This is a genomic window from Rothia sp. HMSC071B01, from assembly GCF_001808945.1.
Taxonomy (GTDB): Bacteria; Actinomycetota; Actinomycetes; order Actinomycetales; family Micrococcaceae; genus Rothia.
Map to the genome: position 1 here is coordinate 162,872 of NZ_KV795081.1, position 26,113 is coordinate 188,984.

Consider the following 26,113-nt stretch of genomic DNA (forward strand, 5'->3'; position numbering starts at 1 on the left):
ACCCCAATGATGCACTTCACCTCTCGCAACCCTGCTGTTTCCGCCGTTATCGCAACCAACGGCAAGCGCCCCGAACTGCTGCGCGTGGCTGTCCGCTCCATCCTTGAGCAGAGCTACCGCGGTTTCGTTGAAGTTGTTGTTGTCTTTGACCGCGTTGAGCCCGACCGCCTCGAGGACATTGAGGTCGGCGAAAACCGTGCCCTGAAGATTGTCTCCAACACCCGCTCCGGCGGTCTGGCTGGCGGCCGCAACAGCGGCATCATCGCCTCCAGCGGCGAGATGATTGGCTTCTGCGATGATGACGACTACTGGATGCCTTCCAAGCTCACCCAGCAGGTCGCTCTCTGGCGCGAAAACCCCGAAGCAACCGCTATCTCTTCGGGTATTACCGTCCGCTCCGGCGGTCAGGATATCGTGCGCCTGGCGCCCGAGCGCGCAACCTTCGCAGACTTCCTGCGTTCGCGCATTACCGAAATTCACCCCTCCGCCATGCTGTACTCCCGCGAGGATCTGCTCGGCGTTGACGGTAAGCCCGCCCGCATCGGCCTGGTCGATGAGGAACTGCCCGCCGCCTACGGTGAAGACTACGACCTGCTGCTGCGTGCAACCCGTCACGGCGATGTACTGAGCGTGCCCGAACCGCTGATTCTGGTGCTCTGGGACCGCCCTTCCTTCTTCTCCGGCAAGTGGCAGTCCATGGTTGACGGTCTGAGCTACATTCTGCGTAAGTTCCCTGAATTCGAGCAGGATCCCAAGGGTCTGGCACGTATCGCCGGTCAGATTGCGTACGCTCAGGCGTCGCTGGGCAACAACAAGGAGGCGCGCGCGTACGCTCGCGCGGCTCTGCGCCGCGACCCCATGCAGCTTCGTGCTTGGGCGGCGTATGTTGTGTCCACCGGTCTTATTAAGCCCGCTACTCTTCTTGATCTCGTCCAGAAGACCGGTCGAGGTCTCTAACCAGGTATCGCACAGACATGGTTTCCTCTTCCGTTCTTTCCTCTCCGGGCACTTCGCCTACGGGGCTGAAGGATTCCGCCGGATCGGATAGTACTCCGCCCAGCGGTATTCTGCGTGCCCGCGCACGCATCCGCCCGTTGTCTACGGCGCAGAAGAAGCTCCCGGCCTGGCCTCTGCTGGCATTGCTGTACGGCTTCCCGGCGCTGTGGGCTTTGGGTGTGCTTCAGATTGCACCGCTGGTACTGGCAGCGATCATGCTTTTTTACCTCATTATTCGAGGTAATGTGCGTGTGCCCGGTTCCCTGTGGGTGTGGGGCGCGTTCTGCGTGTGGGTTGTTGTTGCGGCGCTTGCGCTGACCCGTTCCACCGACATTATTGGTTGGGGTCTGCGCTTTGTGAATATTCTCAGTGCAGGTATTTACGCCCTGTACTACTACAACGCGCGATCCTCTATTAGCATCAATAGGCTGCTGGGCGGTCTGGCGACCCTGTGGGTGACCCTCATTGTCCTGGGTTACGGCGGCGTTCTCTTCCCTGAGTTCCGTCTGCGTACCCCGATGAGCTTCATCATGCCTTCTGGTTTTATGCAGAATCCGCTGGTGCGTGACTACATGCTTCCTCCCCTGGCTGAGGTTCAGCGCCCGTGGGGCGCTCCCGAGGCGTATATTCGCCCCTCCGCGCCGTTCCCCTACGCGAATAGTTGGGGTCTGGCGTACACTCTGCTCACCCCGGTGATGCTGGCGTGCTTGCTTCGCCTGCATTCCATCTGGCTGCGTATTGCGTTGCTGATTGGTATGGCGCTTTCTACTGTGCCTGCGATTGCGACCAGTAACCGCGGCATGTTCATTGGTCTAGGTATCAGCGCAGCGTACGTACTGCTGCGTCAGTTCCTTGCGGCTAATTGGCGTGCTGTGGGTACGGGTGTTGCGGCGATTACGGCTGTGGTTGTGGCGCTCTTTGCGTCGGGCACCGTGGATAACATTCTGGGTCGTCAGGACTACTCTGACTCCACCGGTGGCCGTGCGGCGCTCTACCGCGCCACCTGGAAGGCGACCTTGGAGTCCCCGATTATTGGTTACGGCACTCCGCGTATGGAACCGAGCATTGGCGTGTCAATGGGTACCCAGGGGTACCTGTGGACTCTGATGTTCTGCTTCGGCTTCGTGGGTCTGGCGCTGTTCGCGCTCTTCATGGTGTGCACTGTAGCAGGCGGCGCACGAGTGAAGACCACCTCCGGGTACTGGCTGCATAGCGTGCCGGTCGCGTGCTGCGTCGTCTTTATTTTCTACAGCTTCGATATTGCTCAGATGACCATTCTGATGCTCGCATCGATGGCGTGCATTCGTTCCATTCGGGATGGTGAGGGGCTATGACGAAGAATCAGTCCCCTCGTGGTTTAGATACTTCTGCGGTTTCATCTTTCGAGGATGCGTATTCGACGGGTGGTCATCCTAGCCGCCGTGCGCGTCTGCGTGAGAGCGGCGAGTACATCGAGCCGGTAGTGGAGCAGGGCGAATCGCTGGCTGAGTCTTCTGCCGATGAGTTTGCTCCGACGGTGGACGATATCCGTTCCGGTCGTTTTCCTGCGACCACGGCGCTGTCGATTGTGCCTCCGGCTCGAGGCTTTGCTTCCGAAGAGTTACTGCCCGATTCTTTGGAGGCGGGTTCTTCGGAGTCAGGTACTTCGACTGCTGGTTCCTCAGCGGCAAACGCTACCGCTGTAGTGGGTGCTCATCTGTCCGGTTCCCGGCGGGTTGCCTCGGCTACTGCTGAGTCTGTAGAAAAGGCGCAGGAAGAAAAGACTCCGAATGAGAAGGCTAAGCCTTCCGCGTCAGGTGCTCAGGCAGATAGCGCATCCGCGAAGAGCGTGCCGGTTAAGAAAGCTCCCGGAAAGGCTAAGCAGCCCAGCCTGGCAAAGAGCGGCTCTCTTGCTTCTCTGTGCGTGATGTACGGCGCGGGTATCGCGTTCGTGACCACGATGGTGGTGTCGAACGGTATTGGTGCTGAGGGTTCGGGCGAGTTTTTCCGTCTGATGGCGTTGTTCGCGATTGCGATTTCGCTGGTGACTTTCGGCGCGGATACGGGCTTGGTTCGTACGATGAGTGCTCAGCGTGCGCTGGGTCGTTACGGTGTGCTTCCGCAGCTGATCCGTTACGGTCTGATTCCTTCGCTGGTGACTTCGGTGCTTCTGGTGGCGGGTGTGTACATCTACACCGAGATTGTGCCGATGGCTCCCCAGTATCAGGCGGCGATGCGTGTCAGTTCGGCTTTCGTGCTGATAGCGGCGCTGATGACGGTGTTCTTCGGCGCTCTGCGTGGCCTGCATCGTGTGGTGACCTTTACGCTCCTGCAGAATGTTCTGCTTCCCACTCTGCGTTTTGCGGCGGTGGGTTTGGTTGTTCTGTTCTCGGGTCAGCTCATGGATTTGGTGTACGCCTGGACCATCCCGGTGGCGATTACTGCGGTGGTTGCGCTGTGGCTTTTGGAGCGGGCGTTCCCTTCCGAGGAGCATGTGGAGGTTCTTTCTTCTGAGGATTCTCCGCCTGAGACGTTCCGTTCGTTCTGGGGTTTCAGCTCTGCACGCGGTGTCGCTACCATTGTGGAAACCATCCTGGAGTGGATTGACGTGCTGGTGGTGACGGCGTTCTTGGGTGCCGCTGCCGGTGGTATCTATGGTGCTGTGAACCGTTGTGTTCGTGTGGGCACCATGATTGAGCACACCGGACGCGTGGTGACCGGACCGTCGATTAGTGCGGCGTTGGCTACCCGTCAGCTAGATCGTGCTCGAGAGATTTTCTTGTCGACCACTCGCGTGTTGACTGCTCTGTCGTGGCCGTTCTACCTCTCCCTGGCGTTCTTTGGTCCGGTGCTGTTGCATTTCTTCGGTAAGGGCTTTGAGGCTGGCGCCGGTATTCTCTGGGTGATTTGCCCGGCGGCGATGCTGTCGATGAGCGCCGGTGGCGTGCAGTCCGTTCTGCTGATGAGCGGTAAGAGCCGCTGGCAGCTGTTGAACAAACTCTCCTCGCTGGTGGTGGCTGTGACCTTGAACTTCACCTTGGTTCCGGTTTGGGGCTTGTACGGTGCGGTGACGGCGTGGGCGTCTGCTCTGCTGATTGACACCTTCCTGGCGAGCTACCAGGTATTCCGCCTCGTTGGTATTCGCGCTTCGGTTCGCGAGATGGCTCCGTCACTCTTCTTGGGTGCGGCTGTTCCGACGGTGTGCGCTCTGGCGTCTTTGGCTTTCTTGGGTCAGAGCGTGCTGGGCGTCATCGTGTACGTGGTGCTACTGGTGCCGGTGTACGGCGCGGTGCTGTACCGCTTCCGTAAGGCTCTCGGTATTGAGCGTTTCCTTTCCGCCCGCCGCGCGAAGTCTTAAGCCTTCAGCTTCCTCTACGTTTTTCTCCGATATTTAGTGTCCGTTTCTCTTCCTCTAGGATGTCCTCATGGATAACACCTCTCATACCTCCTCGGTTACCCTTGGCAACCAGGTACGTCGCATTTTCCGACACCGTCTGCTGATTCTGCTGTCGGTTGTGGTTTTCGCTGTGGCGGGTGCCGTCTACGGCTACATGACCAATAGCAAGTACACTTCTAAGGCTTCGCTGGTTGTTTACCCGCTGGTGGTTGATCCCGCCGGTACCGGTAGCGCTAACTCCGCGAAGGTGGATATTGCGACCGAGTCTCGCGTTGCATCCTCTCGCGAGGTTGCACAGAACGCGGCAAAGTCTCTGATTGCTAATGGCGATACCCTCTCTGAGGCTCAGCTGACCAGCCGCCTCATGAACTCCGTCAAGGTGACCGGCACCTCCCAGACTGCTGTTCTGGATATTGAGGTGACCCGCCCCAACGGTACGGAGGCTGCACGTTACGCTAACGCTATGGCGAACGCATACCTGCAGGTTCGTTCCGAGTCGCTGAAGAGCAGCGTTGATTCTGCTCTGCACCAGATTGATGAGCAGATTTCGGCCCTCGAGGGTGATAACAACCGTGCGGGTCTGCTCTCTCAGTTGCAGGACCGTCGCGCTCAGATTCAGCTGACTTCCACCACCGGTGGTCGCGTGATGAGCGAGGCTCAGGTTCCTTCTTCTTCCTCGGCTCTTGGCCCGGTGAAGATGGGTATTGTTGGTGCTGTTGCCGGTCTGCTGATTGGTGCTGTGCTGGCGTACGGTCGTGACCGCACTATGCGTCACGTTGGTTACGCTGATCGTCTGGAAGATGCTGGTATCCCGGTTCACGAGCTGGGTTCCACTTCTGAGGCGAATGACGCGTTCATGCTGCTGCGCACCATTGGTGCTCCCGACGGCGACGTGAAGAGCGCTGGCGCTTCCGGCATTGTGATTCTGCCCGGTACTGACCGCGGTGTTGAGCACCTATACCAGATGCTGCAGCGTGTTCTGCCCACCGAGTACGCACGTTTCACCGATTACGCTTCGGTCCGTGACGCGCTGACCCGCCACACTCCCGAGTCGCTGGTTGAGAAGAGCGAGACTCCTCTGGTGATTAGCCTGAGCACCGCTACTCCCCTGTCGACTCAGCTGCGTTTCGTCCAGGCTGGCGGCGTGGCTCTGGTTCCGGTGACTGCGGCTACTTCTCTGCAGCAGGTTCGTGAGCTTTTCGCTCAGCTGGATCAGCTTGAGGGCGTGAACGCTCTGGCTGTGTTCCTGGATCGCGAGTAATCAGACCGCGAGTACTCGGGGTTCTGTTGATGGATGCCTCGCCTCTGTGCGGGTTCGTCCTTCGTCCTTGAGCGTAGGGTGCGGTGGTACCTGCTGAGGCGGATCTATTGTGATAGGTCTGTTGATGCAGGTGCCGCCGGGCCCGTCAGCTCACCTTTATCTTCTCTTCTTATTTTTCTCTTGTATTGGGGCTTTAGGAGAACACTATGACTGAGGCAACTTCCTCTCAGGCACCGAAGAAGAAGCTTCTGCTGGTTTCTAGCAGTGGCGGACACTTGAAGCATCTGACGGCTACTTCTGCTGCGTGGCAGGATTATGACCGCGTGTGGGTTAGCTTTAAGCAGCCCGATGTTGAATCTTCTCTGGCTGATGAGAAGACCTATTGGGCGTATTACCCGACCACCCGAAATATTAAGAACGCTATTCGTAATCTGTTCTTGGCATTTCGTATTTTTCCGAAGGAACGTCCGGATGCGGTTGTTTCTGCCGGCGCCGGTGTTGCCGTTCCTTTCTTTGTGGCGGCTAAACTCTTTGGCGTAAAGACTCTTTATATTGAGTGTTTTGATCGCCCGACTCTGCCGACGATGACCGGCAAGATGCTGTACACCTTTGCTGATCGAATTATTGTTCAGAGCGAGGAACAGCAGGAGAATTTCCCTGATTCTCGTGTGATTCATCCCATTTTCTAAGAGTGATGAATTTATCCTGAAAATAGCGTCCTCGCGTGTGCTGAGGGCGTTATTTTCAGGGTATAGTATTTATTAATACATACAGATACGCATAAGTCGTGCGCTCCACTGTGGACTCACCATCCAAGCGAACTAACCACTCGCCAGAGAAGCGTATGCGGAGATTACTCACCATTTTCTCCGGCACGACGCCGCCGCGTATACCAATGATGCCCTCCGGATTTTTGCGTCAGGTATACGGGGTTACTACCGATAAATACATAGAGAGGAATAGGCTATGTCTATTCAGGACTTCCCCCACGTCAGCGTTGATACTTCCAAGTTCGACCTGCCCGTATTTACCCCTGCCGTCGCGCCCGTTCGTATTCCTACTAAGACGTACGATTTGGTGGTGTCCCTCGGCACCGACGTTCACACTTTTGATCGTCTCTTGCGTTGGGTTGAGGCTTATCTTGAGGCTCACCCCGAGGTCACCTGCCTCGTGCAGCATGGCCACACTGCGCCCATTAAGCACGCAGACAACCTTAAGCTTCTTCCCGCCTCCGAGCTGCTGGACTACTACGCAACCGCACGCGTAGTACTGGTTCAGGGCGGCCCCGGCTCCATCCAGGATGCACGCCGCACCGGCGCTCTGCCCCTGGCTGTTCCGCGCCGCGCAGAGTTCAATGAGGTCGTTGACAACCACCAGGTCCCCTTCACCGCTCTGATGGAGAAGCGCGGCCACGCTGTTGTCGTTGAGAGCCGCGAAGATCTCTTCGCTAAGCTCGATCTTGCCCTGGCGAACCCCTCCCTGTTCCGCACCGCTGAGCCTTACGTCTCCACCCCGGAGATTTCCGCAGCTCAGCTGGGTGAGGAACTGCAGGACCTGCTCGCCGGCAAGACCCACCGTAAGGATTCCTTCTGGGGCCGCCTGAAGCAGGCTGCTCGCGCGCACCGTGCGGGTAAGGCTGAGATGGCTCGCATCGACGCGATGGCTCCCAGCGCCTAAGGTTTTCTTGCTTTCTAAGCTCAGCATCCTCGTGATGCGGTGTGGGAGGTGCCCGGCCGGGCGCTTCCCACATTTTTAGACCGGCATGCGAATCCTCCAACCACCCTGTGAGAGGCTGTGGATGTTTTCCCTTGTTCACGGCATATTCTCAGGTGGATTCGCGTCTTTACATTGGTTGCGAAACCCCGCGCACCGTATCCTTAGTAAGGGATAATGCGCGGGGTTTTCGCGCACTACGAAAGGAACAATTATGGCAGTTCAGGAATCGACCGTTATCAACGCAAGCGTTGAGCAGGTTATCGAGGCGTTCTCTAGCGAGGATTTCGCACGCTTCGTATGCTCCGAGGTTGGCGTGGAGTTCGGTAGCTTCTCCGTTTCCGGTGACACCTCCGCCGAGTTCACCGCAACCACCGAGCGTACCGTACCCGCTGAGCGCGTGCCGGACATCGCTCGTAAGTTCGTCGGCAACGGCGTTGCTATGACCCAGATGGACACCGTAAGCGCACCGGCTGCTGACGGATCCCGCACCGTTTCTACCGAGGTCAAGGTCAACGGCGTGCCCGTGTCCGCTCAGGCTACTCAGAAGCTGACCCCCGAGGGCGAGCAGACCCGCCTGGACGTCAACGGTGAAGTCTCCTGCTCCATCCCGCTGGTGGGCAAGAAGATTGCAGCCGCTGCTGAGCCGCAGGTTGGCCGCGTGCTGAAGGTTCTGGGCTCCTCCGCTGAGAAGTGGCTGGCACAGCGCTAAAGCTTATGAGACGCTCACCTTTGAGGTGTAGCTGATATACCGCCAATATGCAGAGGATCCCCGACGTAAGTACTTACGGCGGGGATCCTCTTTGTGTCTTTATGAGTCTTATGAGCTCTAACGCACCTATGAAGGGGTAGGAGCGTTAGGAGGCGACGGTCGCCTCGGAGTATTCGCGTTCGCCAAGCAGCTCAGCAAAGCGGCGCATCTCTACGCGCAGGTCGTGCTCTGCTTCGAGTAGGTCAACGACCTTGCGCAGCTTGGTGCTGGAGGTGTGCTCGGTGTAGGGGAAGTAGTGTACTTCCACGCCGACCTCTGCGAAGCGTGCTTCCAGGGCATTGCCCTTTTCGGTACCCTTCCAGTCGTCGCCCTTGAAGAAGACGTTGAAGGGCTTCTGCTTCCAGGTTTCGAGCTTGTCGGGGTTGGTTTCAACGTGCACTTCGTCCACGTAGTCGATGTGGCTGACGATGGCGGCACGCTCTTCGATGGGGATGACGGGGCGACGACCCTTGGTCACTTCCAGAACGTCATCGTGCACGACGCCGGCAATGAGGTAGTCGCAGTTTTCCTTAGCCTTGCGGAGAATCTCGAGGTGGCCGTAGTGGAAAAGGTCGTAGGCGCCTGCGGCGTAGCCAATAATCATAGGGCTTCCTTGTGGTTGGTAGCGGCGATGGTTATTCCGGTGTGGTTGAGGTACCAGAGCGGTGAGAAACATATCCGCGGTCTGGGGTGAGAGCCTAAGAATAAGTGAAGAATGTGCAATATTGAGAAAATATTTTCTTATTATTGCCCTATTTCTTCTCGCTGTCACCTCAGAGTGTGCGGGTCCGAAAAGAGTTTCTCGAGGGTGCTGGTTGGGCGCCCTTCGTCCTTTTATTTTACCAGTCACCTTTTTGGAGAAAAAAGAGAAAGATATAAAAATGAGGCGGATACAGTGTAGTATCCGCCTCATATTTTCTATACGTCGCTTGAAATCAAAGAAAGCTTATATAGATAAACAATTAACCGCTAGATTTTAGCGAAGAGTTTTAGCCAGTATTTTCTGCACGCTTTGACCGCATATACTTACGTTCTTGTGCAATATTTTAGGTTCAGTAGCCATTCGGTATTTTCGATTGGCGTTCAAATACTAGCTACTCCCCCACCGGTTCAGCCTACCTTCTCAGCAAAGGTTTAGTTCTTCGCAGCTGCTTCCTTAGTGGCTTCCTCAACGGCAACCCAGGAGAGCATTGCGCACTTCACGCGCGCCATGAACTTCGAAACGCCGGAGAAAGCCGCCATATCGCCGTACTCCTCTTCGTCCAGAGTCACCTTACCGCGCGAACGCAGCATCTCGCGGAACGCATCCACGTGGCTCTGCAGCTCGGAGGTGGTCATGCCGGGAGCCATTTCAGAGAGCACGGAGGCGGCAGCCATGGAGATGGAGCAACCGTCGCCTTCCCAGGAGATCGACTCGATAGTCTTCTCGCCGTCCTTCAGCTCGTCAGAGAGCACCACACGCAGGTTGATTTCGTCACCGCAGGTGGGGTTGTACTGGTGGTTATCGGCGCTTGCGTGGCCGGCGGGTACCTCTACGAGGTGCTCGCCGCTACGCTGCTTGGAATGCTCCAGAATGATTTCCTGGTACAGGGATTCAAGAGACACGGTGTTCTTCTTCCGTCAGTTGGTCTGTCTGAAAAATTGAGGCGTTAGCTTCTAACGCGTCTACGTTTAGAACCCGAAGTAGGGGCGCACCTCGGCAAGTGCCTTCAGGAAAGCGTCCACATCTTCGGTGGTGTTGTAGATGTAGGTGGATGCACGGGTCGAGGCGGTCACACCGGCGCAGCGGTGTAGCGGCTGGGCGCAGTGGTGGCCCACGCGCACAGCGATACCCTGGGTGTCGAGTAGCTGGCCCACATCGTGCGGGTGCACACCCTCAATGGCGAGAGCAACCAGGCCGGCACGCTTGGAGGGGTCGGCGGGGCCGAGCAGGCGCACGCCCTCAATCTTCTGAACACCCTCAACCAGGCGAGCGCCCAGTTCGTGCTCCCATGCCTCAACGTTCTCCATGCCCAAGTGCTGCAGGTAACGCACGGCGGCGGCGAAGGCGACTGCCTGCGAGACGCGCTGGGTACCCGCTTCAAACTTGATGGGGGCGGGCATGTATTCGGCATCCTGCAGACCCACGCGGGTAATCATGGAGCCACCGGTCAGGAAGGGTGGCAGGGCCTCAAGCAGTTCGGCACGACCGTAGAGGGCGCCAATGCCGGTGGGAGCCAGCATCTTGTGGCCGGAGAACGCCGCAAAGTCGACGTCCAGGGCGTGGAAGTCTACGGGCATGTGCGGCACGGACTGGCAGGCGTCCAGCACAACGAGAGCGCCGTGCTTACGAGCCATGGCGACCATGCGGGGCACATCGGTAATCGCGCCGGTCACATTCGAGACGTGGGTGAACGCCACGATGCGGGTCTTCTCGTTGATGATGCCCTCGGCAGCAGCGTAGTCGAGCTGACCGTCCTCGGTGGAGGGGATGTGGCGCAGAGTTGCGCCGGTTCGCTGAGCAAGAATCTGCCAGGGAATGAGGTTCGCGTGGTGCTCAATCTCGGTGGTGACAATTTCGTCGCCAGGGCCCAGTGCGAAACGCTCAGCAGCCGGACCGCCGATACCCTGAGAGGCGTTGCCAATGGAGTAGGCGACCAGGTTCAGCGCCTCGGTTGCATTAGAGGTCCACACGAGCTCTTCATCAGTGGCGCCAACGAAGTTCGCAACGGTGATGCGCGCGTCCTCGAACAGGTCGGTTGCCTCAACCGCGAGGGTGTGTGCGCCACGGTGTACAGCAGAGTTAGCGTGCAGGTAGAAGTTACGTTCAGCGTCGAGCACCTGAAGCGGTTTCTGACTGGTCGCCCCCGAATCCAGGTAGACCAGAGGATGCCCGTTAACCTCAGTGTTGAGGATAGGAAAATCCTTACGAAGCTGGCGTACAATGTCGTCGCTCAGCGGGGTGTTGGCGGGGGTGGAGTATTCAGCCACGGGTACCTTCTTCTCTCGCTCATACGCTCCACGGTCGGGTGTTTTCCCGTCGTGGAGCGTATAACGTCATTCTTTTCTAGCTTATTCCCTCACCGGGCTCTTGCATAGTTAGGTAGAGCCTAGTTCACACATCGGCCCGCATCATGCATTACCCCAGTTCAGTGTTGACCCAGTTCAGTGTTTACCCGGCACGGGTCATACGGCTAGGAACCTGCGCCGTGGTAGCGCTGCTGGGTTGCCAGCAGGCCTTCCTTTACGAGCATCATGGTTGCATCCGCTGCGTTTGAGATGAGGAAGGGCAGGTCCTTCGCTTCGGTGCTACTGAAGGGCTTGAGCACGAAGTCTGCGGTGTCCATGCGTCCGGGAGGACGACCGATGCCGGTGCGAACACGGTAGTAGTCCTTGGTGCCCAGCGCCTTGGTGATATCGCGCAGACCGTTGTGGCCGCCCTCTCCCCCACCGATCTTGAGCTTAATGGTGTCGAAGGGGATATCCAGTTCATCGTGCACCGCGATGATACGGTCGGGGTTAATATCGTAGAACTGGGCTAGAGCCGATACCGGGCCGCCCGAGGTGTTCATATAGGTCAGGGGCTTGGCCAGCACTACCTTGGGTCCGCCTATACCCAAACGTCCTTCCAGCACCTGGGCGCGCGCGCGTCCGTGCTTCTTGAAGCCACCGCCTACTTCACGCGCCAGTTCATCAACCACCATCTGGCCGATGTTATGGCGGGTTTTCTCGTACTCCGGGCCCGGGTTCCCCAGACCAACAATGAGCCACGCATCAGACATATCTTCGCCCTTTCCACGGCGCTGTAAAAGGTTTTTAGAAAATTCATGGACTACACCATTCTATGAGTATGGCCCGCTACCACCTCAGAAGAGAGGTAGCGGCGGGCCATCCACAAATCATTGTTGCGCTAGGCGCAGGGCGCGGTCTAGTGCTTTGAGTTATCTGAGTCGTGAGCTTCGCCAGCCTGATCTGATTCCTCGGAAGCTTCAACGATGTCACCCTCGGGTGCGTTTTCGCCTTCTTCACCGGGCTCGGGAACGTCGAGTTCCTCGGGCTCAGAAACGTTAACGATCAGCAGTTCAGCGTCTGCAACCAGGGTTACGCCTGAGGGCAGTTCAACGTCTGATGCCAGAACGTGAGCGCCAGCTTCGCGGCCTTCGATGCTCACGGTCAAAGCTTCGGGTGCCTTCAGTGCGTCAGCTTCAACCAGAAGAACGGTTTCTTCCTGGTTAGCAACGGCGCCAACAGCAGGCTCGCCTTCAACGTGTACAGGAACCTCAATCTCAACGCGCTCGCCGCGCTTAACGGTCAGCAGGTCGATGTGCTGCAGTTCAGGGCGGATTGCGTGACGCTGGATGTCCTTGATCATTGCGAGGTGTGATTCACCTTCGATGTCGAGGTCGAGGATAGCGTTGGGGACGCGGGCAGCCAGGGTGGTTGCGTGGCCGGGGAGTACTACGTGCTTGGGCTCTTCGCCGTGGCCGTAGATGACGGCGGGGATGTCGCCTGCCATGCGGATGCGGCGCGCGTAGCCCTTGCCGAAGTCGCTACGTACGGTAGCTGAAATTTTGATGGTATCTGACATGAGTTGTCCACCCTTTCTTGGTTAGAAGTTATGCGCCAAGTGGAATAGGGACTGGCGCCAGAAATCTCTTTCCAACCAGCCACCGTCAGTTACGGACCTACACGTTTCGTGTATTCCACCGCCTTGGCCAAGACAATATTGTACAGGTTCCCGGCTCTTCTTCAAGGGCCGGGAACCTGTGATATGGCGCTTTTCACGCCTTTTATGCTGTTGTCAGCAGATATAGAGCCAATTCCTTAGAGGATTAGGAGCCCATTTCTGCCAAGTAGGCGGCAAGCGCCTCGCGGTGATCGCGCGGGGTGAAGCCTGCAGCAATCAGCTTGGACAGGTCCATTGCCGAGTTCGTCGGACGGTGAGCGAAGAGCTCAGCGTTGGCGAAGTATTCCTCGGTGGTGGTGTCGCTGACTCGTGCCGGGTCGTGGCCGGTGCCCTCGTACACCGCACGAGCGAACTGTGCCCAGTTGATGACTTCACCGGTGTTCGACACGTTGTAGGTGCCGTATTCAGCGCCGGAGAAGAGCAGGTGCAGAGCAGCAGCTGCCAGGTCCTGGGTGAAGGTCGGGCGGCCCCACTGGTCGGCGACCACGGACGGGTCGATACCGCGCTCAGCCAGGGATGCCATGGTGCCAACGAAGTTCTTGCCGGCGCCAACAACCCAGCTGGTGCGCAGGGTGTAGTGCTTACGCCATGCGGCAGCGGCAACCTCACCGGCAGCCTTGGACGCGCCGTAGACGCTCAGCGGTGCCAGGGGGTAATCCTCCGGGTATTCCTCGCCCAGGGGCAAGGAGCCGTCAAAGACGTAGTCGGTGGATACGTGAACCAGCGGCAGGTTAGCTTCTTCACAGATGGAGGCAAGAGCGCTCACGCCTAGGGCATTAGCTGCCCAGGCGTCGCAGCGACCCTCGGGGGTTTCAGCCTGATCCACTGCGGTGTACGCTGCAGCGTTGATGACCGCGCGGAAGGAACGCCAACGGAATGCGTCGCGCCACTGCTCGGGCTTGCCCAGGTCGAGGCGGTCGCGATCCACAGCCAGGAAGGGTACGTTCTGCTCGGTGAGCTGGCGAACCAGCTCGGTGCCGAGCTGACCGCCCGCGCCAATGATCAGGATCGGGTCGGCTTCCAGGGGCTTGATCTCGTTCAGACGCGGGTGGTTACGGTCCTTCTCGGAGAGCTCTGCCTTCGCCAGGTCGATGGGCCAGTCGATTGCGACGGTCTCATCGGCAAGGTTCAGGAAGCTGTAGCCGGATACTGCGTCCGCCGACCAGTGGTCGTTCACCAGGTAGGTGTAGGCGGTGTTCTCTTCCAGGGTCTGGAAGGAGTTACCCACGCCGCGGGGCACGAAGATTGCGGTGTCCGGGCCCAGCTCCACGGTGACGACCTTGCCGAAGGACTCGCCCGCACGCAGGTCAACCCACGCACCAAAGATACGGCCGGTCGCAACAGAAACGTACTTATCCCACGGCTCGGCGTGGATACCGCGAGTGGTACCTACCGAAGCGTTGAACGAGATGTTGTTCTGGACGGGGTTGAAGTCGGGCAGACCGGCGGCGAGCATCTTCTCGCGCTGCCAGTTTTCCTTGAACCAGCCGCGGTTATCGCCGTGAACCGGCAGGTCAATAATGAGCAGACCCGGAATCTCGGTTTCAGTAACCTTCAATTCCTTAGTCATTACTGGCCAGCCTTTGCGTACTTAGCCTCAACCTCAGCCTTCAGAGGCTCCCACCAGCCGCGGTTCTCGGTGTACCACTTAATGGTGTCGGCAAGACCGGACTCGAAGTCGGTGAACTTCGGCTCCCAGCCGAGCTCTGCACGCAGGCGGCTACCGTCGATTGCGTAGCGCAGGTCGTGACCGGGGCGGTCAACCACGTGCTCGAAGTCGTTCTCGTCCTTGCCCATTAGGCGCAGGATGGTGCGCAGAACGGTGATGTTGTTCTCTTCGCCGTCTGCACCGATGAGGTAAGTTTCGCCAATCTTGCCCTGCTCCAGGATGCGCAGCACAGCAGAAGAGTGGTCGGATGCGTGAATCCAGTCACGAACGTTCAGGCCCTCGCCGTACAGCTTCGGGGTCAAACCCGAGAGGATGTTAGTGATCTGGCGGGGGATGAACTTCTCGATGTGCTGGTAGGGGCCGTAGTTGTTGGAGCAGTTAGAGATGGTTGCTTCAATACCGAAGGAGCGGACCCATGCGCGCACGAGCAGGTCGGAGCCTGCCTTAGTGGAGGAGTAAGGGGAAGAGGGGTTGTAGGGGGTGGTTTCGGTAAACTTTGCCGGATCGTCCAGCTCGAGGTCACCGAAGACCTCGTCGGTGGAGATGTGGTGGTAGCGAGTGCCGTGCTTACGGACTGCTTCCAGGAGGCTGAAAGTACCGATGAGGTTAGTGTGAATGAACGGTTCGGGGTTGGACAGGGAGTTGTCGTTGTGCGATTCCGCTGCGTAGTGAACGACAGCGTCTGCCTTGCCGACCAGCTCGTCAGCCAGCTCGCGGTCGGCAATGTCGCCTACGACGAGCTTGAAGCGGGATTCGGGAAGACCCTCCAAAGACGCAGCATTTGCGGCATAGGTCATCTTATCCAGCACAGTAATAGTGTGATCAGTGTTATCGATGAGGTGGTGAACAAAGTTCGAACCAATAAAACCGGCGCCGCCGGTAACAAGAATGTGAGCCATACGGTAGATTTTACCTGGCTAAACAGCGATTTTTATGCCTCAACAAAGAGATAAACATGACACAATAAGAAGTTATGAAGGGAATTATTCTTGCCGGCGGTACCGGAAGCCGTTTGCACCCTATCACTCAGGGCATTAGCAAGCAGCTCACTCCGGTCTATGACAAGCCGATGATTTACTACCCGCTGTCCACTCTCATGCTGGCGGGTATCCGCGATATTTTGATTATTACCACTCCTGCCGACCAGGAGCAGTTCCAGCGACTGCTCGGTGACGGTTCCCGTTTCGGTATTAATCTCGAATACAAGGTGCAGCCTTCCCCGGACGGTCTTGCACAGGCATTTATTCTGGGTGCCGACTTTATTGGTAATGACCCCGTAGCCCTCGTGCTCGGTGACAACATCTTCTACGGTCCCGGTCTGGGTACTCAGCTTGCCACCTACGAGCAGAAGGACGGCGCAACCGTCTTCGCTTACCGGGTTGCTGATCCTCGCGCCTACGGCGTGGTGGAGTTCGACGAGAACTTCAACGCACTGTCCATCGAAGAGAAGCCCGAGAACCCCAAGAGCGACTACGCTATTCCGGGTCTGTACTTCTACGACTCCAAGGTTGTAGAGTATGCACGTCAGATTAAGCCTTCTCCGCGCGGTGAGTTGGAAATCACTGACCTCAACCGCGTCTACCTGGAACAGGGTAAACTGAAGGTTGAGGTTCTGCCTCGCGGTACCGCGTGGCTCGATACCGGAACCTTTGATTCACTCGCTGATGCCACTAACTTCATCCGCACTGTTCAGAGCCGTCAGGGCCTGTCAGTTGGTTGCCCGGAGGAAATTGCGTGGCGCCACGGTTGGCTCTCCGATGAGCAGTTGCGCGACATTGCTACCCCGCTTGTTAAGAGCGGTTACGGTAGCTACCTGCTCGGATTGCTCCGCTAATAAACACCAGGGGATTTTCGTATCCCTTCACCGCCTGCAACAACACTCCACGTTGCAGGTACACTAACTCAAACTTTCTGGAGTATTCTCACTACCATGACCATTTTGGAATTTTTCCGCACCACGAGGGCTAACCTCTGGCTGCTGATTATTGGCATCGTTGTCGGTGCCGCAGCGGGCTTCGGCTATGCCTCTCTCCAGCCGAGGGTCTACGCTGCTTCGTCCTCGGGCTACGTGACCGTGGGCGAGTCCGGTACGGTGGATGTTCTCTCCGGCTCTACAGCCGCTAAGGAGCGCGCTCGTTCCTACGCTGCTATCGTCTCCTCTGAGGCCGTGGCACAGAAGATTAAGCAGAACAACCCCGAACTCTCCATGACTACCGGGCAGATTCGTGCAAGCCTCACTGCAACTGCGGGTGATAACGCCGCGCTGATTACCGTGAGCGCGCAGGCTTCTTCCCCGAAGAACGCACAGTTGCTCGCTAACGGTGCGTTGCAGGCTACCGCCGACTACATCAAGGAGATTGAGCAGAACCCCGGTAATGCTCAGGCTCTGGTAAACGGCGAAAACACCGGTGCATCCCCGACTGGCGGCAACACCGTTCGCGTGATTCCGCTGAATAACGCAAGCGTGAACCCGCCGCTGGTAGCTCCGAATTACCAGCAGAACACTCTTATCGGTGCTGGCACCGGTTTGGTTCTGGTCTACGCTGCAATCTTCCTGCGCCGCGCACTGGATCAGCGCATCCGCACTCGTGACGATGCTACCAAGGCAACCGGCGCGAGCATCCTGGGTGTTCTGCCCGTCAGTGACGACCTGAACGAAGAAAACATCGTTAACGGCAACACCGACGACCACATCGCACAGGAATCCATTCGTCAGTTGCGCACCAACCTGCGCTTCGTGAACGTTGACACTCCCCCGCGTTCGTTCATCGTCACCTCCGCAGTGCCCGGTGAAGGTAAGTCTACCGTGTCGCTGTCGCTGGCTCGCGCAATGGCTGATGCGGGTTCGCCCGTCATCCTCATTGACGCCGACCTGCGCCGCCCGACCGTGGCTAAGAAGCTGAAGCTCGACGCTAAGGTCGGTCTGACCCAGGTTCTGGCTGGTCAGGTTGAGATTGCTAACGCTGTGCACCAGCTGGGTGATTCGAACCTCTTCGTCCTGCCTGCAGGCCGTATCCCCCCGAACCCCTCCGAACTTCTGGGTTCGGATAAGATGCGCCAGCTGATTAACGAGCTCTCCGAAGAGTTCATCGTGGTCGTTGACGTTCCGCCGCTGTTGCCCGTGACCGACGCTTCGCTGCTCTCCCACTCCGTGGATGGCGTGATCCTCGTTGGTTCTATCGGCCGAAGCCACCGTGAGCAGATGACCGAGGCTGCCAACATCCTGAAGAAGGTCAACGCTAACCTCCTCGGTATGGTTCTGAACCGTGCACCCCGTAAGGGTCTGGGTAACTCCTACTACGGCTTCGGCTACGCAAGCGCCTACGTTGGTTATGCAACCTACTACGGTTACGGCAAGGACGGCGACAAGAAGTCGTCAAAGAAGTCCTCGGCTAAGAAGTAATAACGTAATAAGCGCCCTAAATTATAGGGAGCGACTTAGGGCGGGATGGGCAGTATTTTCTGTCTGTCCCGCCTTATACTTATCTGGTATACATGTGCACCGAAAGGCTATTGTGACCACTCACTCATCCAATACCCCGGAGCCGCAGACTACTCCGCTCGCGGCACGGATTCGGCTTGCGCACGCCTACTTCCAGCGAATTGCCGACATGCACTCCATCGATATTCTGCATGTCAAAGGCTACGCTTTCTCCCAGGAAATTTACCGCAAGGGCAGGTACAGCTCCGACGCTGACCTGCTCGTCCGTCCCTCTCACGTGGACCGCTTTGTAGAGATCCTTCTGGCAGATGGATGGCGTATCCAAGCCCACTTCGAAACAGGTTCCGTGTTCGAGCACGCGATGACGCTCTACCACGCTTCATGGGGCCTGACCGATATTCATCGTTTCTTCCCCGGTCTGGGACGCCACGGCGACTACGAGAAGGCGTTTGACCGCATCTGGGCAGCGCGCAAGACCCGTATGATTGCACACCGCCCCTGCACTGTCCCCAGTGACCTGGACGCGCGTCTTCTCGTGGTGCTTCACCGCGCCCGCGCTGCCTCACGTTACAGCGCAGATATTAACTACCTGGTCTCCCTGCTCTCGTACAGCGATTGGCAGCGCCTGCGAGCCCGCGCGGAAGAGCTTGACTCCTCCCTCGCATATAGCGCGGCTATGGGCGGTCTGGAGCAGTACCGTGACGACCGAGACTACCTGCTGTGGCTGTCGGTCTCGCAGGATGTGCCCCACTACATTCAGTGGATTGGGCGTTTGCAGTCGGCATCCACCCTGCACGATAAGCTGCGCACCCTCAAAAATATTTTCTTTGTGAACAAGGACCATTTGGCGATGCAGCTGGGACGCACCCCCACTAAGGCAGAGATACGTGCAAAGTTCTTTGAGCGTTTCGGAATCAAGGTGAAAAAATGAGCAATCCGGTAGATTCCCGTCAGACCGTCTACGGTATTCCCGAGAACATCGCGTACGTTCATTCTGAAGAGTTCGCTAAGTACTCCCCCACGGCAACTTATCTCGCGAATCTTGCCAACGGGGAGCTGTCTGTCCTTCAGGACTCAGCCTCCATTATTTGGAGTATTTTTGAAGACCCGATGTCTCTGCAGGAGGCTATCGACGTGCTCTGCGAGATGTATGAACAGCCCGTAGAGACTATGGGGCCGCAGATTGAGGGTTTTATTCCCGAGTTGCTCTCCAAGGGGCTCCTAGAGGCCCGCTAAGGCCTCCAGAAGGCGCAAAGAAGGCGGGGCGGTAGAAAAAAACCTTAGTTTCTACCGCCCCGCCTTCTTCTATGAGCCGTTGAGCTCTTTTAGTCTTCAGGCAGAGCCTGCACGTACATCTTCAGGCGGCTGATGAAACGAGCCTCCGAGAAGCCATCAACGTGCTCACGGATGTAGTCGGCATCCCAGTCATCCGGATTGAAAGCCTTGAGGGCTTCCACCAGCTGTTCCACAGTCGGCTGGTTGATGAACATGCCGGTCTTACCTTCCTGAATGGTATCCAGGAAGCCACCCGCACGGTAGGCAATCACGGCCTTGCCGCTAGCGCCCGCCTCCAGCGGGGTAATACCGAAGTCCTCATAAGAGATAGCCAGCAGCGCCAAGCAGTGACGGTACGCGTAACGAAGCTGCGCATCCGAGACACCCGAAGCAATACGAACAGTCGGGCCAGCAAGGGCCTCCAGGCGTTCCTTCTCCGGGCCGCGACCAATCACCAGCAGCTTCTTACCCAACTCATTACACGCCTCAACAGCCTTATCAACATTCTTGTAGGGCAGCAGACGCGAAACAATCAGGAAGTAATCGTCCGATTCGGTAAACTCTTCCAGACCCGGAATAGGCTCAACCGGTGCGGTGGCGTCTACCGAGTGCGGCGGGAAGAAAATCGGAACGTCCTTCTTACCGTAGACGTTCTCAATACGCTTCTTAATCACGCTCGCATTCGCCACGTACACCGCCGAACAGTGAGCCGCCCAGTGATCCCACAGCATCAGTGCAGGACGCAGAGTCTTCAGCAGCAACGGCACGGGACCGGTGCTCTTCTCACCCAGGTACTGATCGCTCAGGTACAGCCAACGCGCCGGCGAATGGCAGTAAATGAACTTACGACCAGCAAAGTTGAAGCCGTGCGCCCAGCCGGTCGTCGACACCACAGCACGCTCAGCCGGCACCTTCAAGAGAGAAGAAGCAAACGGCAGAATCGGCAGAGCCATACGGTGGTTACGACGCAGGTAGCCAATCTTGTTCAGCGGACTCGTGATAATCTTCGCGTCCTTGAACTCGGGGAAGGTGCCCTCCGGGTCGTACAGAGTCGTGTAAATCGGTGCATCCGGGAACGCACGGTGCATTGCCAGCACAACACGCTCCGCACCGCCGCGCTGAGTCAGGTAGTCGTGGGCAATTGCAATCTCTTCAGTAGCCTCAGGCTTCACCAGCGGCACGTAACGACGCACCAGGCGGCCAAGCTTCTTGAGGCTCTTCGGGATATCCGCAAGCACCGCGTCAGGGTTCTTCGGCCCGGTAAACGGAGCGGAGGTCAAGAGCTGAGTGAGTGACATTTTCTTTTCCTCCTAGAAAACTTTCTGAGCTCGCTCAGGATAGTGAATACCGGCGTAAGATGCAGCCTCAACCTGCAAAGCCACAAGCTTCTCAGCCGCCTTAGCCGGCAGCTTGAGCAGAATCTTATCGCTCGCATCCCCCAGAGCCTTGATGGTCTTCTCGGTGGTGAAACGAGCGAGGGTCTTGACCAAGAAACCCCAGGGACCGGTCGGGTTCGGGGCAGGGTGCGCCGCATCGCCGTGCTTACGCACGAAGATGGTGCGAGCAGAACCCGAGTGTAGGGCACGCAGGGCACGCACCGCAGTGGTGGTAGCCTCAGCATAGTGCTTGACTTCAACCTCATCAGAGATGATGATGCGGCCACCAGCGTCATGGACCATTTTGCCCATGTCTACGTCTTCCCACCCGTAGAGGCGGTACGCAGGGTCGTATCCGCCAGTACGGTCAAAGTACTCCGCAGAGATAGAAGAGTTGCCGTTCCAGTACAGCCAACGGCCTTCTTCAGCTACGCTGAGGGCTCCCTCCTTGAATCGGGCATCGCGGAAGTTACCGTACACACGAGAATAGGGAGTGTCCGGGTACACGTTCTTCAAGGTACCAATCACACCGTCATAATCACGGTGCAGGCGAATCTGCGCCTCGACATAGTCAGCAGCAGGCTCAAGATCGTCATCACAACGGATGAGGATATCCGCATCAGCCGCACGGTGACCAGCGTTCAGCGCTGCCACACGACCGCGGTTCTCCTCGAAAACAATCTTGGTCAGGTTCAGCTTGCCTTCCGCAATGTAGCGGTCAAGCACAGCTTCGCTGTTGTCAATATCGCCGTCGAGGACCACGATAACCTGGAAGTCCTTCTCGGTCTGGGCGGCAAGCGCATCCAGCGGGTAGTGCAGAATATCTGCACCACCGCGAGAGGGAATGATAACCGCAGCCTTGTAGCGGTGGGTAGTCGTCATAATTTTCCTTCGGGGTTTGAGTGAGAGGATATCCGTTGGGAATGATCTATAGGTTTAGAAGCACCTTAGCGGATAAAACGTTCCAGGATCTCACCGACACGGACCTGACCAGCCTCAGGCGAATAGTTCTCCTGCCAACGCCAGAACAGCTCGGAGGTTCGCTCCGCCAGGGCATCCGTATCTTCTCGAAGCTCAGTACCCAGGCTCTTAATGGCCTGTGCAAGAGCTACCGGCTGATCAGCAGGCACAACGTACGGGTACGACGCGCCGCCCAGCACCTCCGACAGAGCACCAGCATCACTGACAACCACAGGGACGCGCGCGCTCATCGCTTCAGCGACCACCAAGCCAAAGGACTCAGGGGCAATCGAAGGTACAACAAGCATGTCAATGTCACCGAAAAGACGGTCTGGGGTAGTCCAGCCCAAACGCGTGCTGAACGTAGCAACACGGGCTAGGGCGTCCTCAACCTCAGCACGTTCTTCATCAGTTGCGAAGACAGGCTCGCCACCAATCACCAGGTCGTATTCAATGCCGTTAGCGTTCAAGGAGCTCATCGCCTGGCACAGGGTTGCAATACCCTTGGACGGGGTCAAACGTCCCAGGTAACCGATACGGAGGCGTCGCTCCCCCACCCGGTGATCCAGCTCAGTGGACACACCACTGACCCAGTTCGCGAACAGCTCGCTACCGGGGCAGGCACGAGCCACATAGCGGCTAGGCACCAGGGTGACAGACGCCTTATGGCGGGCAAAGGGTACGAGCTTCGCGTTCACACCGGTAGGCAGCTGGTGCAGGTGCACGATGCGGTTCTTACGGCCGCCCGTTGCCGCTGCGGGAACCAGACCATTGCACCACAACAGAACGTCCTTATGGCGAGCGTGCCAGCTACGCAGAGCCACCATGTACTGTGCGCGGTTCTTAGCCGGCAAGACAATGCGGGGGAACCCCTCATCCGCAGCAGCTTCTACAAGCTGCTTCGGCTCGGAAGGACCCACAATAGTGACCTTGTAGCCAAGGCTACGGGCTGCGCGAGCAATATTCAGGAGCATGACCTCGCCGCCGCCTATGTCACCGTTATTGGTAGCTATATAAAGCTCTTTCATCGTTATATTTTCCTTGCCCGCTGGCGGATAGAACTGACGTCAAACGATTTAGAAGTAGTCGGCTTCTTAGGCGTTTCTTGGGGGGGTACAGAGACAGGAGCTTCTTGCTCGATGAGCTTGCCGTTCTGCGGCTCAGGTTTTTCATCACTGCTCTGCACCTTCTGCATAGCACCTGGTTCATGATGACCGCTATCCGAAGCGTCCAGATCCTTATCCGGGTTCAGGTACAGCAGTGCAAGACCCACCACGATAGCCCACGGCACAGTCAGAATCACCTCACCAAGACGCTGGGAGGTAATAATGATAATCACCATTGCGGCTTCGGCGATAACAATGCGCTGAGCACGCGGCTGCTTCCAGATGAATGCGGCAGAAATCATCAGGCCTACAATCACAATCATATAGAGCCATCCGGCCTCCTGGACCAGCGTCATATATGAATTGTGGAAATAGAAGTAACGATTCTGAAGTGGCACCTGAGCGGTACCCAGACCGCCACCATACCAAGGAACCATATCAATCATGCGGTACATGGTCTCATCGATTCGTTCACGCAGAAGGTCACTACCGAGTCGATCCGCGAAGGCACCGGCACGCGCAAAATTATCTTCCAGGTAGTTCACAGCCTGGTAAAACAACAACGCAAGAACTGCTTTACCGAACAAATTCAGGCGATGAGAGAAGTACAACCACAGGACAGCAAAAGCATATGCGGCAAGAGAGGTACGGGAACCGGTCAGCCACAGCATGCCGGAGGTAACAACAAAAGCAACGATACGGTGACTTGTCTTTCGGACCATAGCCACGAAAAGGAAGCCAAAAATTGCGTAATACAGACCAGACTGATTCTTATCGTTCAGCCAGCCGGTCAGCGTACCGCCGTAGTTATCGGGCGCAATACCTGCATAAAATCCAATGAGGTTGAAAATAAGGCCCGCAGCCACGCCAAAGATGAGGGAACGAATGTCAATCCTCTTTTGAGCAATCTGCAACGCCAGAAGAAGGACCACAGCCATGCGGATTGCACGGCGAATCGCTTCATCAACAGAAATGCCGTTAAAAGCTAGACTTTCAAACAAAGCCCAGCCAACAGCAAACAAGATGATTGAGAAGAACAAGGAGTTATACCGTGTCTCCAAGGTGGCAGGTTTTGTCAGCTTGTACAAGACAAACAACATCACAACAACGGTACCCACAGGCATGGTCACAATGGGCGTAGGGACGCCGATGAAGATCAGACCAAAACCAGCCCAAAAATCAAGCATTGACAGTCTTGAGACGCTACCGACAAGGTACTTTACTTCACCCGCGGTGGCCTGCCCAATGCGATATGCCTGGAGAGAATTAGGATTTTTATCCTGCTGAGAAGCTGCGGTCTCTGTACTTTGCGAGAAAGACACGGTCATTTCTTCTCCAATGTGCGAGTGTAAATATCAACCGTCTGAGCAGCCATCTGCTCATTCGAAATCCAGGTGAAAGGCTCAGACTCATCCTTCTGCAGCTGCGCACGCATAGCCTGCAGAACATCCTGAGTCAGGGTTGCACTCTGGCGGTCTACCAGCTCGTCGGCGCCCAAAATCTCCGGGTTGCCGCCCACAGCGGTAGCGACCGTCTTCAGACCAGCTGCCTTAGCGTCCAGCAGAGTGTAGGAGCAGTTCTCCCACACCGACAGCTGAACAATCATGTCGCTACGGCCCATCGCCTCAATCGGGTTAACGAAGCCGCTGAAGGTCACCGAATCACCCAGGTTCAGGCGCTGAGCCTGAGCCTGCAACTCGGACGCCAAATCACCAGAGCCCGCAATCTCAAGATGCGCCTGCGGGTAATCAACACGAAGCTGCGCAAAAGCAGCCAGCAGCACGTCAATACCCTTCTCAGGGGACAGACGGGACAGCGAGAGAATACGCGGACCTCCCTCTGCGGGAACACGCTGTTGCTCAACAGCCGCGTGCACCTCGGGGATATCCACGCCGTTGTACACCAGCTCCACGCCACGAGCGCCCCACTTGGCACGCATCTGATCAGCGGTAGAACGAGAAACAGCAATCGCCTGATCGGTGCCCCACAGGCGCACACGATGCACGGTCTCCATGAGCTTAGAACGCCAGGAGCTACCGTGGTACACCGAGTCATTACCGGCAATACCGTGCTCAGTGGTCAGAAGCTTCGGTACGCGGGTGCCGCGCTTGATGACGCTACGGATGCGTAGTGCGTTGACCACAGCGGTCGCTACAACGTCCGCATACGCCAGGTGGCTGTGCACAATATCCGGGCGGAGCTGCTCAACAGCCTTCTGCAAAGAAACAAAGGAAGTCTTAAAACCGTAGTCGGGGCCGAACTCAGCCTTGATGACGGTGACGCCCAGTTCCTCGAGGCGGCTCGTGAGCTTACCCTCGGGCGCGAGAACCACCAGGTTAAAGCCGGGGAGCCCGGCACGTGCCATATCGACAACGTGCCGAGCTACTCCACCAAAATCGGGAACCGGAACGACCCATAGAGCCGTTGGTGTAGAGGTCATGCCTTAGTCAACTTTCGAGTGAGGAAAGAACGGAAGGATGCAGAAACCTTAGTTTCAATGGAAATATGCACCAGGTAAGCGAAGCAGATCACCAAAACCAATGCAATAATACGTGCCCCCCAGGGACCAGCCACCGGGTAGAACATATCAACAAGCATATAACCGACCATAGCGTGGCCCAAGTAAAGGGGATAGGAAATGCGTCCCAAGAAATTCAGCGGACCCCTCGAAAGTACCGGAACATTCTTCAGGTATACAACGATGAAGAACACCAGACTAATCAATGCCACACCGATTCCATGAGCAAGATCATGCATCAGTGCCGCGTTGAGGGAAGCCAGAATCGCAAAGTACGGAATATGCCAGGTGAACTTTCGATCATGGCTGTACATGAAGAACACCATGCCCAAGCTAAAGAGCGAAGAATGTTCCGCAACCGCGGCCCACACAATCATCTTCGGTGCTCCGCCGAGAGAAGCCTCCGGGTGGAAAAGCAGACACAGAGCCGTACCGATAACCGACCAGGTGAGCAGAATCGTAGTCAGCTCCCCACGGTAAATCTTTCCCTTCCGGATAATCAGGTACAGGGCAACCATCACGTAGAACTGCAGTTCCACTGCCAGCGTCCAGTACACCTGATCCACGTTATCCACACGCAGGAAGCGTTGCAGCATCGTCGTGTTAATCAGGGTCTGCGGAATCGTAATATGGCGTCCGGGGTTTCCGTAGATGAAATACACCAGAGCCGATACCGCCAGCGCAAACCAATAGGTCGGGTAGATACGAGAAAAACGCGAAACCGCGAACTTCAGTGCCGACCCACTCTTGATAGCGCTGAGCAGAATCACGAAACCGGAAATGATGAAGAAGAGCTGAACACCCAACTCGCCCAGAGGAATGTCATAGGGCGAAGGAGCAGTCCGCGGATAGTTCTCCGTAGCGGGAACACCCAGGTGATAAATCACCACGGTAATAGCAGCCAGGCCGCGGAACCCGTCCAGCTCCCGGAAACGCCCGGGAGTGATGAAGTCCTGATCAAGGACGTCACCCTCCCGAGCTTTTACGGTCTGAGACTTGGCCAT

Annotated in this window: 24 protein-coding genes; 11 read left to right on the plus strand and 13 right to left on the minus strand. The window is 57.1% G+C overall.

Translation table 11 applies throughout. The annotated features are described in order from the left end of the window. Positions 1 to 6: 6 nt before the first annotated feature. From HMPREF2527_RS08795 to HMPREF2527_RS08825, 7 genes are all read left to right on the plus strand, one after another. Complete coding sequence (locus HMPREF2527_RS08795; protein WP_070507823.1) at positions 7 to 957, plus strand: glycosyltransferase family 2 protein; 951 nt, start codon at positions 7 to 9, stop codon at positions 955 to 957. A 17-nt stretch (positions 958 to 974) separates the two neighbouring features. After that, positions 975 to 2,330, plus strand: coding sequence for an O-antigen ligase family protein (locus HMPREF2527_RS08800; protein ID WP_049350001.1), 1,356 nt, complete (start codon positions 975 to 977; stop codon positions 2,328 to 2,330). Next, a complete protein-coding gene (locus tag HMPREF2527_RS08805) occupies positions 2,327 to 4,333 on the plus strand; it encodes a lipopolysaccharide biosynthesis protein (RefSeq protein WP_049350002.1) in 2,007 nt (668 codons plus the stop codon). The genes HMPREF2527_RS08800 and HMPREF2527_RS08805 overlap by 4 nt, the downstream gene beginning before the upstream one ends. Positions 4,334 to 4,400: 67 nt before the next feature. Beyond that, the gene (locus HMPREF2527_RS08810; protein WP_049341605.1) at positions 4,401 to 5,633 is read left to right on the plus strand and encodes a Wzz/FepE/Etk N-terminal domain-containing protein; all 1,233 of its coding nucleotides are present in this window, start codon (positions 4,401 to 4,403) and stop codon (positions 5,631 to 5,633) included. A 206-nt stretch (positions 5,634 to 5,839) separates the two neighbouring features. After that, the gene (gene pssD, locus HMPREF2527_RS08815) at positions 5,840 to 6,322 is read left to right on the plus strand and encodes a PssD/Cps14F family polysaccharide biosynthesis glycosyltransferase (protein ID WP_049327955.1); all 483 of its coding nucleotides are present in this window, start codon (positions 5,840 to 5,842) and stop codon (positions 6,320 to 6,322) included. Positions 6,323 to 6,599: 277 nt separating this feature from the next. Then, positions 6,600 to 7,310, plus strand: coding sequence for a glycosyltransferase (locus HMPREF2527_RS08820; RefSeq protein ID WP_012904007.1), 711 nt, complete (start codon positions 6,600 to 6,602; stop codon positions 7,308 to 7,310). Positions 7,311 to 7,560: 250 nt separating this feature from the next. Further along, positions 7,561 to 8,058, plus strand: coding sequence for a DUF2505 domain-containing protein (locus HMPREF2527_RS08825; protein ID WP_012904008.1), 498 nt, complete (start codon positions 7,561 to 7,563; stop codon positions 8,056 to 8,058). A 145-nt stretch (positions 8,059 to 8,203) separates the two neighbouring features. Here HMPREF2527_RS08825 and HMPREF2527_RS08830 read toward each other — a convergent pair whose 3' ends face one another. From HMPREF2527_RS08830 to rfbB, 7 genes are all read right to left on the minus strand, one after another. Beyond that, positions 8,204 to 8,701 carry an FAD synthase family protein gene (locus HMPREF2527_RS08830; RefSeq protein WP_012904009.1) on the minus strand — a complete coding sequence of 166 codons (498 nt, stop codon included), beginning with the start codon at positions 8,699 to 8,701 and terminating at the stop codon, positions 8,204 to 8,206. Positions 8,702 to 9,231: 530 nt separating this feature from the next. Next, positions 9,232 to 9,702, minus strand: coding sequence for a Fe-S cluster assembly sulfur transfer protein SufU (gene sufU, locus HMPREF2527_RS08835; protein WP_005506960.1), 471 nt, complete (start codon positions 9,700 to 9,702; stop codon positions 9,232 to 9,234). Between the two features lie 66 nt (positions 9,703 to 9,768). Then, positions 9,769 to 11,067, minus strand: a complete 1,299-nt coding sequence (locus HMPREF2527_RS08840) for an aminotransferase class V-fold PLP-dependent enzyme (protein WP_070507825.1) — start codon at positions 11,065 to 11,067, stop codon at positions 9,769 to 9,771. Positions 11,068 to 11,270: 203 nt separating this feature from the next. After that, the gene (gene pth / locus HMPREF2527_RS08845) at positions 11,271 to 11,858 is read right to left on the minus strand and encodes an aminoacyl-tRNA hydrolase (protein WP_012904011.1); all 588 of its coding nucleotides are present in this window, start codon (positions 11,856 to 11,858) and stop codon (positions 11,271 to 11,273) included. Between the two features lie 146 nt (positions 11,859 to 12,004). Further along, complete coding sequence (locus tag HMPREF2527_RS08850; protein WP_012904012.1) at positions 12,005 to 12,664, minus strand: 50S ribosomal protein L25/general stress protein Ctc; 660 nt, start codon at positions 12,662 to 12,664, stop codon at positions 12,005 to 12,007. A gap of 244 nt (positions 12,665 to 12,908) precedes the next feature. After that, positions 12,909 to 14,333: a sugar nucleotide-binding protein gene (locus HMPREF2527_RS08855; protein ID WP_049350006.1), complete on the minus strand. Its 1,425-nt coding sequence runs from the start codon at positions 14,331 to 14,333 to the stop codon at positions 12,909 to 12,911. Further along, entirely contained in the window at positions 14,333 to 15,331 is a 999-nt protein-coding gene (rfbB, locus tag HMPREF2527_RS08860; protein WP_005506949.1) for a dTDP-glucose 4,6-dehydratase, read from the minus strand. The genes HMPREF2527_RS08855 and rfbB overlap by 1 nt, the downstream gene beginning before the upstream one ends. A 74-nt stretch (positions 15,332 to 15,405) precedes the next feature. Here rfbB and rfbA point away from each other — a divergent pair, with 74 nt between their 5' ends. The 4 genes from rfbA to HMPREF2527_RS08880 all read left to right on the plus strand — a co-directional run bounded on the left by rfbA (position 15,406) and on the right by HMPREF2527_RS08880 (position 19,110). Then, positions 15,406 to 16,266 carry a glucose-1-phosphate thymidylyltransferase RfbA gene (rfbA, locus tag HMPREF2527_RS08865; RefSeq protein ID WP_012904014.1) on the plus strand — a complete coding sequence of 287 codons (861 nt, stop codon included), beginning with the start codon at positions 15,406 to 15,408 and terminating at the stop codon, positions 16,264 to 16,266. Between the two features lie 96 nt (positions 16,267 to 16,362). Beyond that, entirely contained in the window at positions 16,363 to 17,835 is a 1,473-nt protein-coding gene (locus tag HMPREF2527_RS08870) for a tyrosine-protein kinase domain-containing protein (RefSeq protein ID WP_012904015.1), read from the plus strand. A 112-nt stretch (positions 17,836 to 17,947) separates the two neighbouring features. Beyond that, on the plus strand, positions 17,948 to 18,805 hold the full coding sequence (locus HMPREF2527_RS08875; protein WP_049356079.1) for a nucleotidyltransferase family protein: 858 nt from the start codon (positions 17,948 to 17,950) through the stop codon (positions 18,803 to 18,805). Continuing rightward, positions 18,802 to 19,110 carry a PqqD family protein gene (locus HMPREF2527_RS08880; protein WP_070507827.1) on the plus strand — a complete coding sequence of 103 codons (309 nt, stop codon included), beginning with the start codon at positions 18,802 to 18,804 and terminating at the stop codon, positions 19,108 to 19,110. The genes HMPREF2527_RS08875 and HMPREF2527_RS08880 overlap by 4 nt, the downstream gene beginning before the upstream one ends. A gap of 89 nt (positions 19,111 to 19,199) precedes the next feature. On the opposite strand, the gene HMPREF2527_RS08885 is transcribed toward HMPREF2527_RS08880, so the two are convergent. The 6 genes from HMPREF2527_RS08885 to HMPREF2527_RS08910 form a co-directional block, all read right to left on the minus strand. After that, entirely contained in the window at positions 19,200 to 20,447 is a 1,248-nt protein-coding gene (locus HMPREF2527_RS08885; protein WP_070507830.1) for a glycosyltransferase, read from the minus strand. 12 nt (positions 20,448 to 20,459) lie between these two features. Then, positions 20,460 to 21,407, minus strand: coding sequence for a glycosyltransferase family 2 protein (locus HMPREF2527_RS08890; RefSeq protein ID WP_070507832.1), 948 nt, complete (start codon positions 21,405 to 21,407; stop codon positions 20,460 to 20,462). A gap of 65 nt (positions 21,408 to 21,472) precedes the next feature. Next, the gene (locus tag HMPREF2527_RS08895; RefSeq protein WP_049352043.1) at positions 21,473 to 22,513 is read right to left on the minus strand and encodes a glycosyltransferase family 4 protein; all 1,041 of its coding nucleotides are present in this window, start codon (positions 22,511 to 22,513) and stop codon (positions 21,473 to 21,475) included. Between the two features lie 2 nt (positions 22,514 to 22,515). After that, positions 22,516 to 23,919, minus strand: coding sequence for an O-antigen ligase family protein (locus tag HMPREF2527_RS08900; protein WP_070507834.1), 1,404 nt, complete (start codon positions 23,917 to 23,919; stop codon positions 22,516 to 22,518). Further along, positions 23,916 to 25,031, minus strand: coding sequence for a glycosyltransferase family 4 protein (locus tag HMPREF2527_RS08905; protein WP_070507836.1), 1,116 nt, complete (start codon positions 25,029 to 25,031; stop codon positions 23,916 to 23,918). The genes HMPREF2527_RS08900 and HMPREF2527_RS08905 overlap by 4 nt, the downstream gene beginning before the upstream one ends. After that, the gene (locus tag HMPREF2527_RS08910; protein WP_049332964.1) at positions 25,028 to 26,113 is read right to left on the minus strand and encodes an acyltransferase family protein; all 1,086 of its coding nucleotides are present in this window, start codon (positions 26,111 to 26,113) and stop codon (positions 25,028 to 25,030) included. Before HMPREF2527_RS08910 ends, HMPREF2527_RS08905 begins: the two co-directional genes overlap by 4 nt.

What these genes read in the sequence shown, in the direction of transcription:
- HMPREF2527_RS08805 (WP_049350002.1), top strand. Translation starts at nt 2,327, where the DNA reads ATGACGAAGAATCAGTCCCCTCGTGGTTTAGATACTTCTGCGGTTTCA.
- HMPREF2527_RS08855 (WP_049350006.1), bottom strand. Translation starts at nt 14,333, where the DNA reads ATGACTAAGGAATTGAAGGTTACTGAAACCGAGATTCCGGGTCTGCTC.
- HMPREF2527_RS08900 (WP_070507834.1), bottom strand. Translation starts at nt 23,919, where the DNA reads ATGACCGTGTCTTTCTCGCAAAGTACAGAGACCGCAGCTTCTCAGCAG.
- HMPREF2527_RS08810 (WP_049341605.1), top strand. Translation starts at nt 4,401, where the DNA reads ATGGATAACACCTCTCATACCTCCTCGGTTACCCTTGGCAACCAGGTA.
- HMPREF2527_RS08895 (WP_049352043.1), bottom strand. Translation starts at nt 22,513, where the DNA reads ATGAAAGAGCTTTATATAGCTACCAATAACGGTGACATAGGCGGCGGC.
- HMPREF2527_RS08910 (WP_049332964.1), bottom strand. Translation starts at nt 26,113, where the DNA reads ATGGCCAAGTCTCAGACCGTAAAAGCTCGGGAGGGTGACGTCCTTGAT.
- HMPREF2527_RS08870 (WP_012904015.1), top strand. Translation starts at nt 16,363, where the DNA reads ATGACCATTTTGGAATTTTTCCGCACCACGAGGGCTAACCTCTGGCTG.
- HMPREF2527_RS08885 (WP_070507830.1), bottom strand. Translation starts at nt 20,447, where the DNA reads ATGTCACTCACTCAGCTCTTGACCTCCGCTCCGTTTACCGGGCCGAAG.
- HMPREF2527_RS08905 (WP_070507836.1), bottom strand. Translation starts at nt 25,031, where the DNA reads ATGACCTCTACACCAACGGCTCTATGGGTCGTTCCGGTTCCCGATTTT.
- pssD (WP_049327955.1), top strand. Translation starts at nt 5,840, where the DNA reads ATGACTGAGGCAACTTCCTCTCAGGCACCGAAGAAGAAGCTTCTGCTG.
- HMPREF2527_RS08830 (WP_012904009.1), bottom strand. Translation starts at nt 8,701, where the DNA reads ATGATTATTGGCTACGCCGCAGGCGCCTACGACCTTTTCCACTACGGC.
- HMPREF2527_RS08880 (WP_070507827.1), top strand. Translation starts at nt 18,802, where the DNA reads ATGAGCAATCCGGTAGATTCCCGTCAGACCGTCTACGGTATTCCCGAG.
- rfbA (WP_012904014.1), top strand. Translation starts at nt 15,406, where the DNA reads ATGAAGGGAATTATTCTTGCCGGCGGTACCGGAAGCCGTTTGCACCCT.
- HMPREF2527_RS08800 (WP_049350001.1), top strand. Translation starts at nt 975, where the DNA reads ATGGTTTCCTCTTCCGTTCTTTCCTCTCCGGGCACTTCGCCTACGGGG.
- HMPREF2527_RS08890 (WP_070507832.1), bottom strand. Translation starts at nt 21,407, where the DNA reads ATGACGACTACCCACCGCTACAAGGCTGCGGTTATCATTCCCTCTCGC.
- HMPREF2527_RS08850 (WP_012904012.1), bottom strand. Translation starts at nt 12,664, where the DNA reads ATGTCAGATACCATCAAAATTTCAGCTACCGTACGTAGCGACTTCGGC.
- rfbB (WP_005506949.1), bottom strand. Translation starts at nt 15,331, where the DNA reads ATGGCTCACATTCTTGTTACCGGCGGCGCCGGTTTTATTGGTTCGAAC.
- HMPREF2527_RS08795 (WP_070507823.1), top strand. Translation starts at nt 7, where the DNA reads ATGATGCACTTCACCTCTCGCAACCCTGCTGTTTCCGCCGTTATCGCA.
- HMPREF2527_RS08825 (WP_012904008.1), top strand. Translation starts at nt 7,561, where the DNA reads ATGGCAGTTCAGGAATCGACCGTTATCAACGCAAGCGTTGAGCAGGTT.
- pth (WP_012904011.1), bottom strand. Translation starts at nt 11,858, where the DNA reads ATGTCTGATGCGTGGCTCATTGTTGGTCTGGGGAACCCGGGCCCGGAG.
- HMPREF2527_RS08820 (WP_012904007.1), top strand. Translation starts at nt 6,600, where the DNA reads ATGTCTATTCAGGACTTCCCCCACGTCAGCGTTGATACTTCCAAGTTC.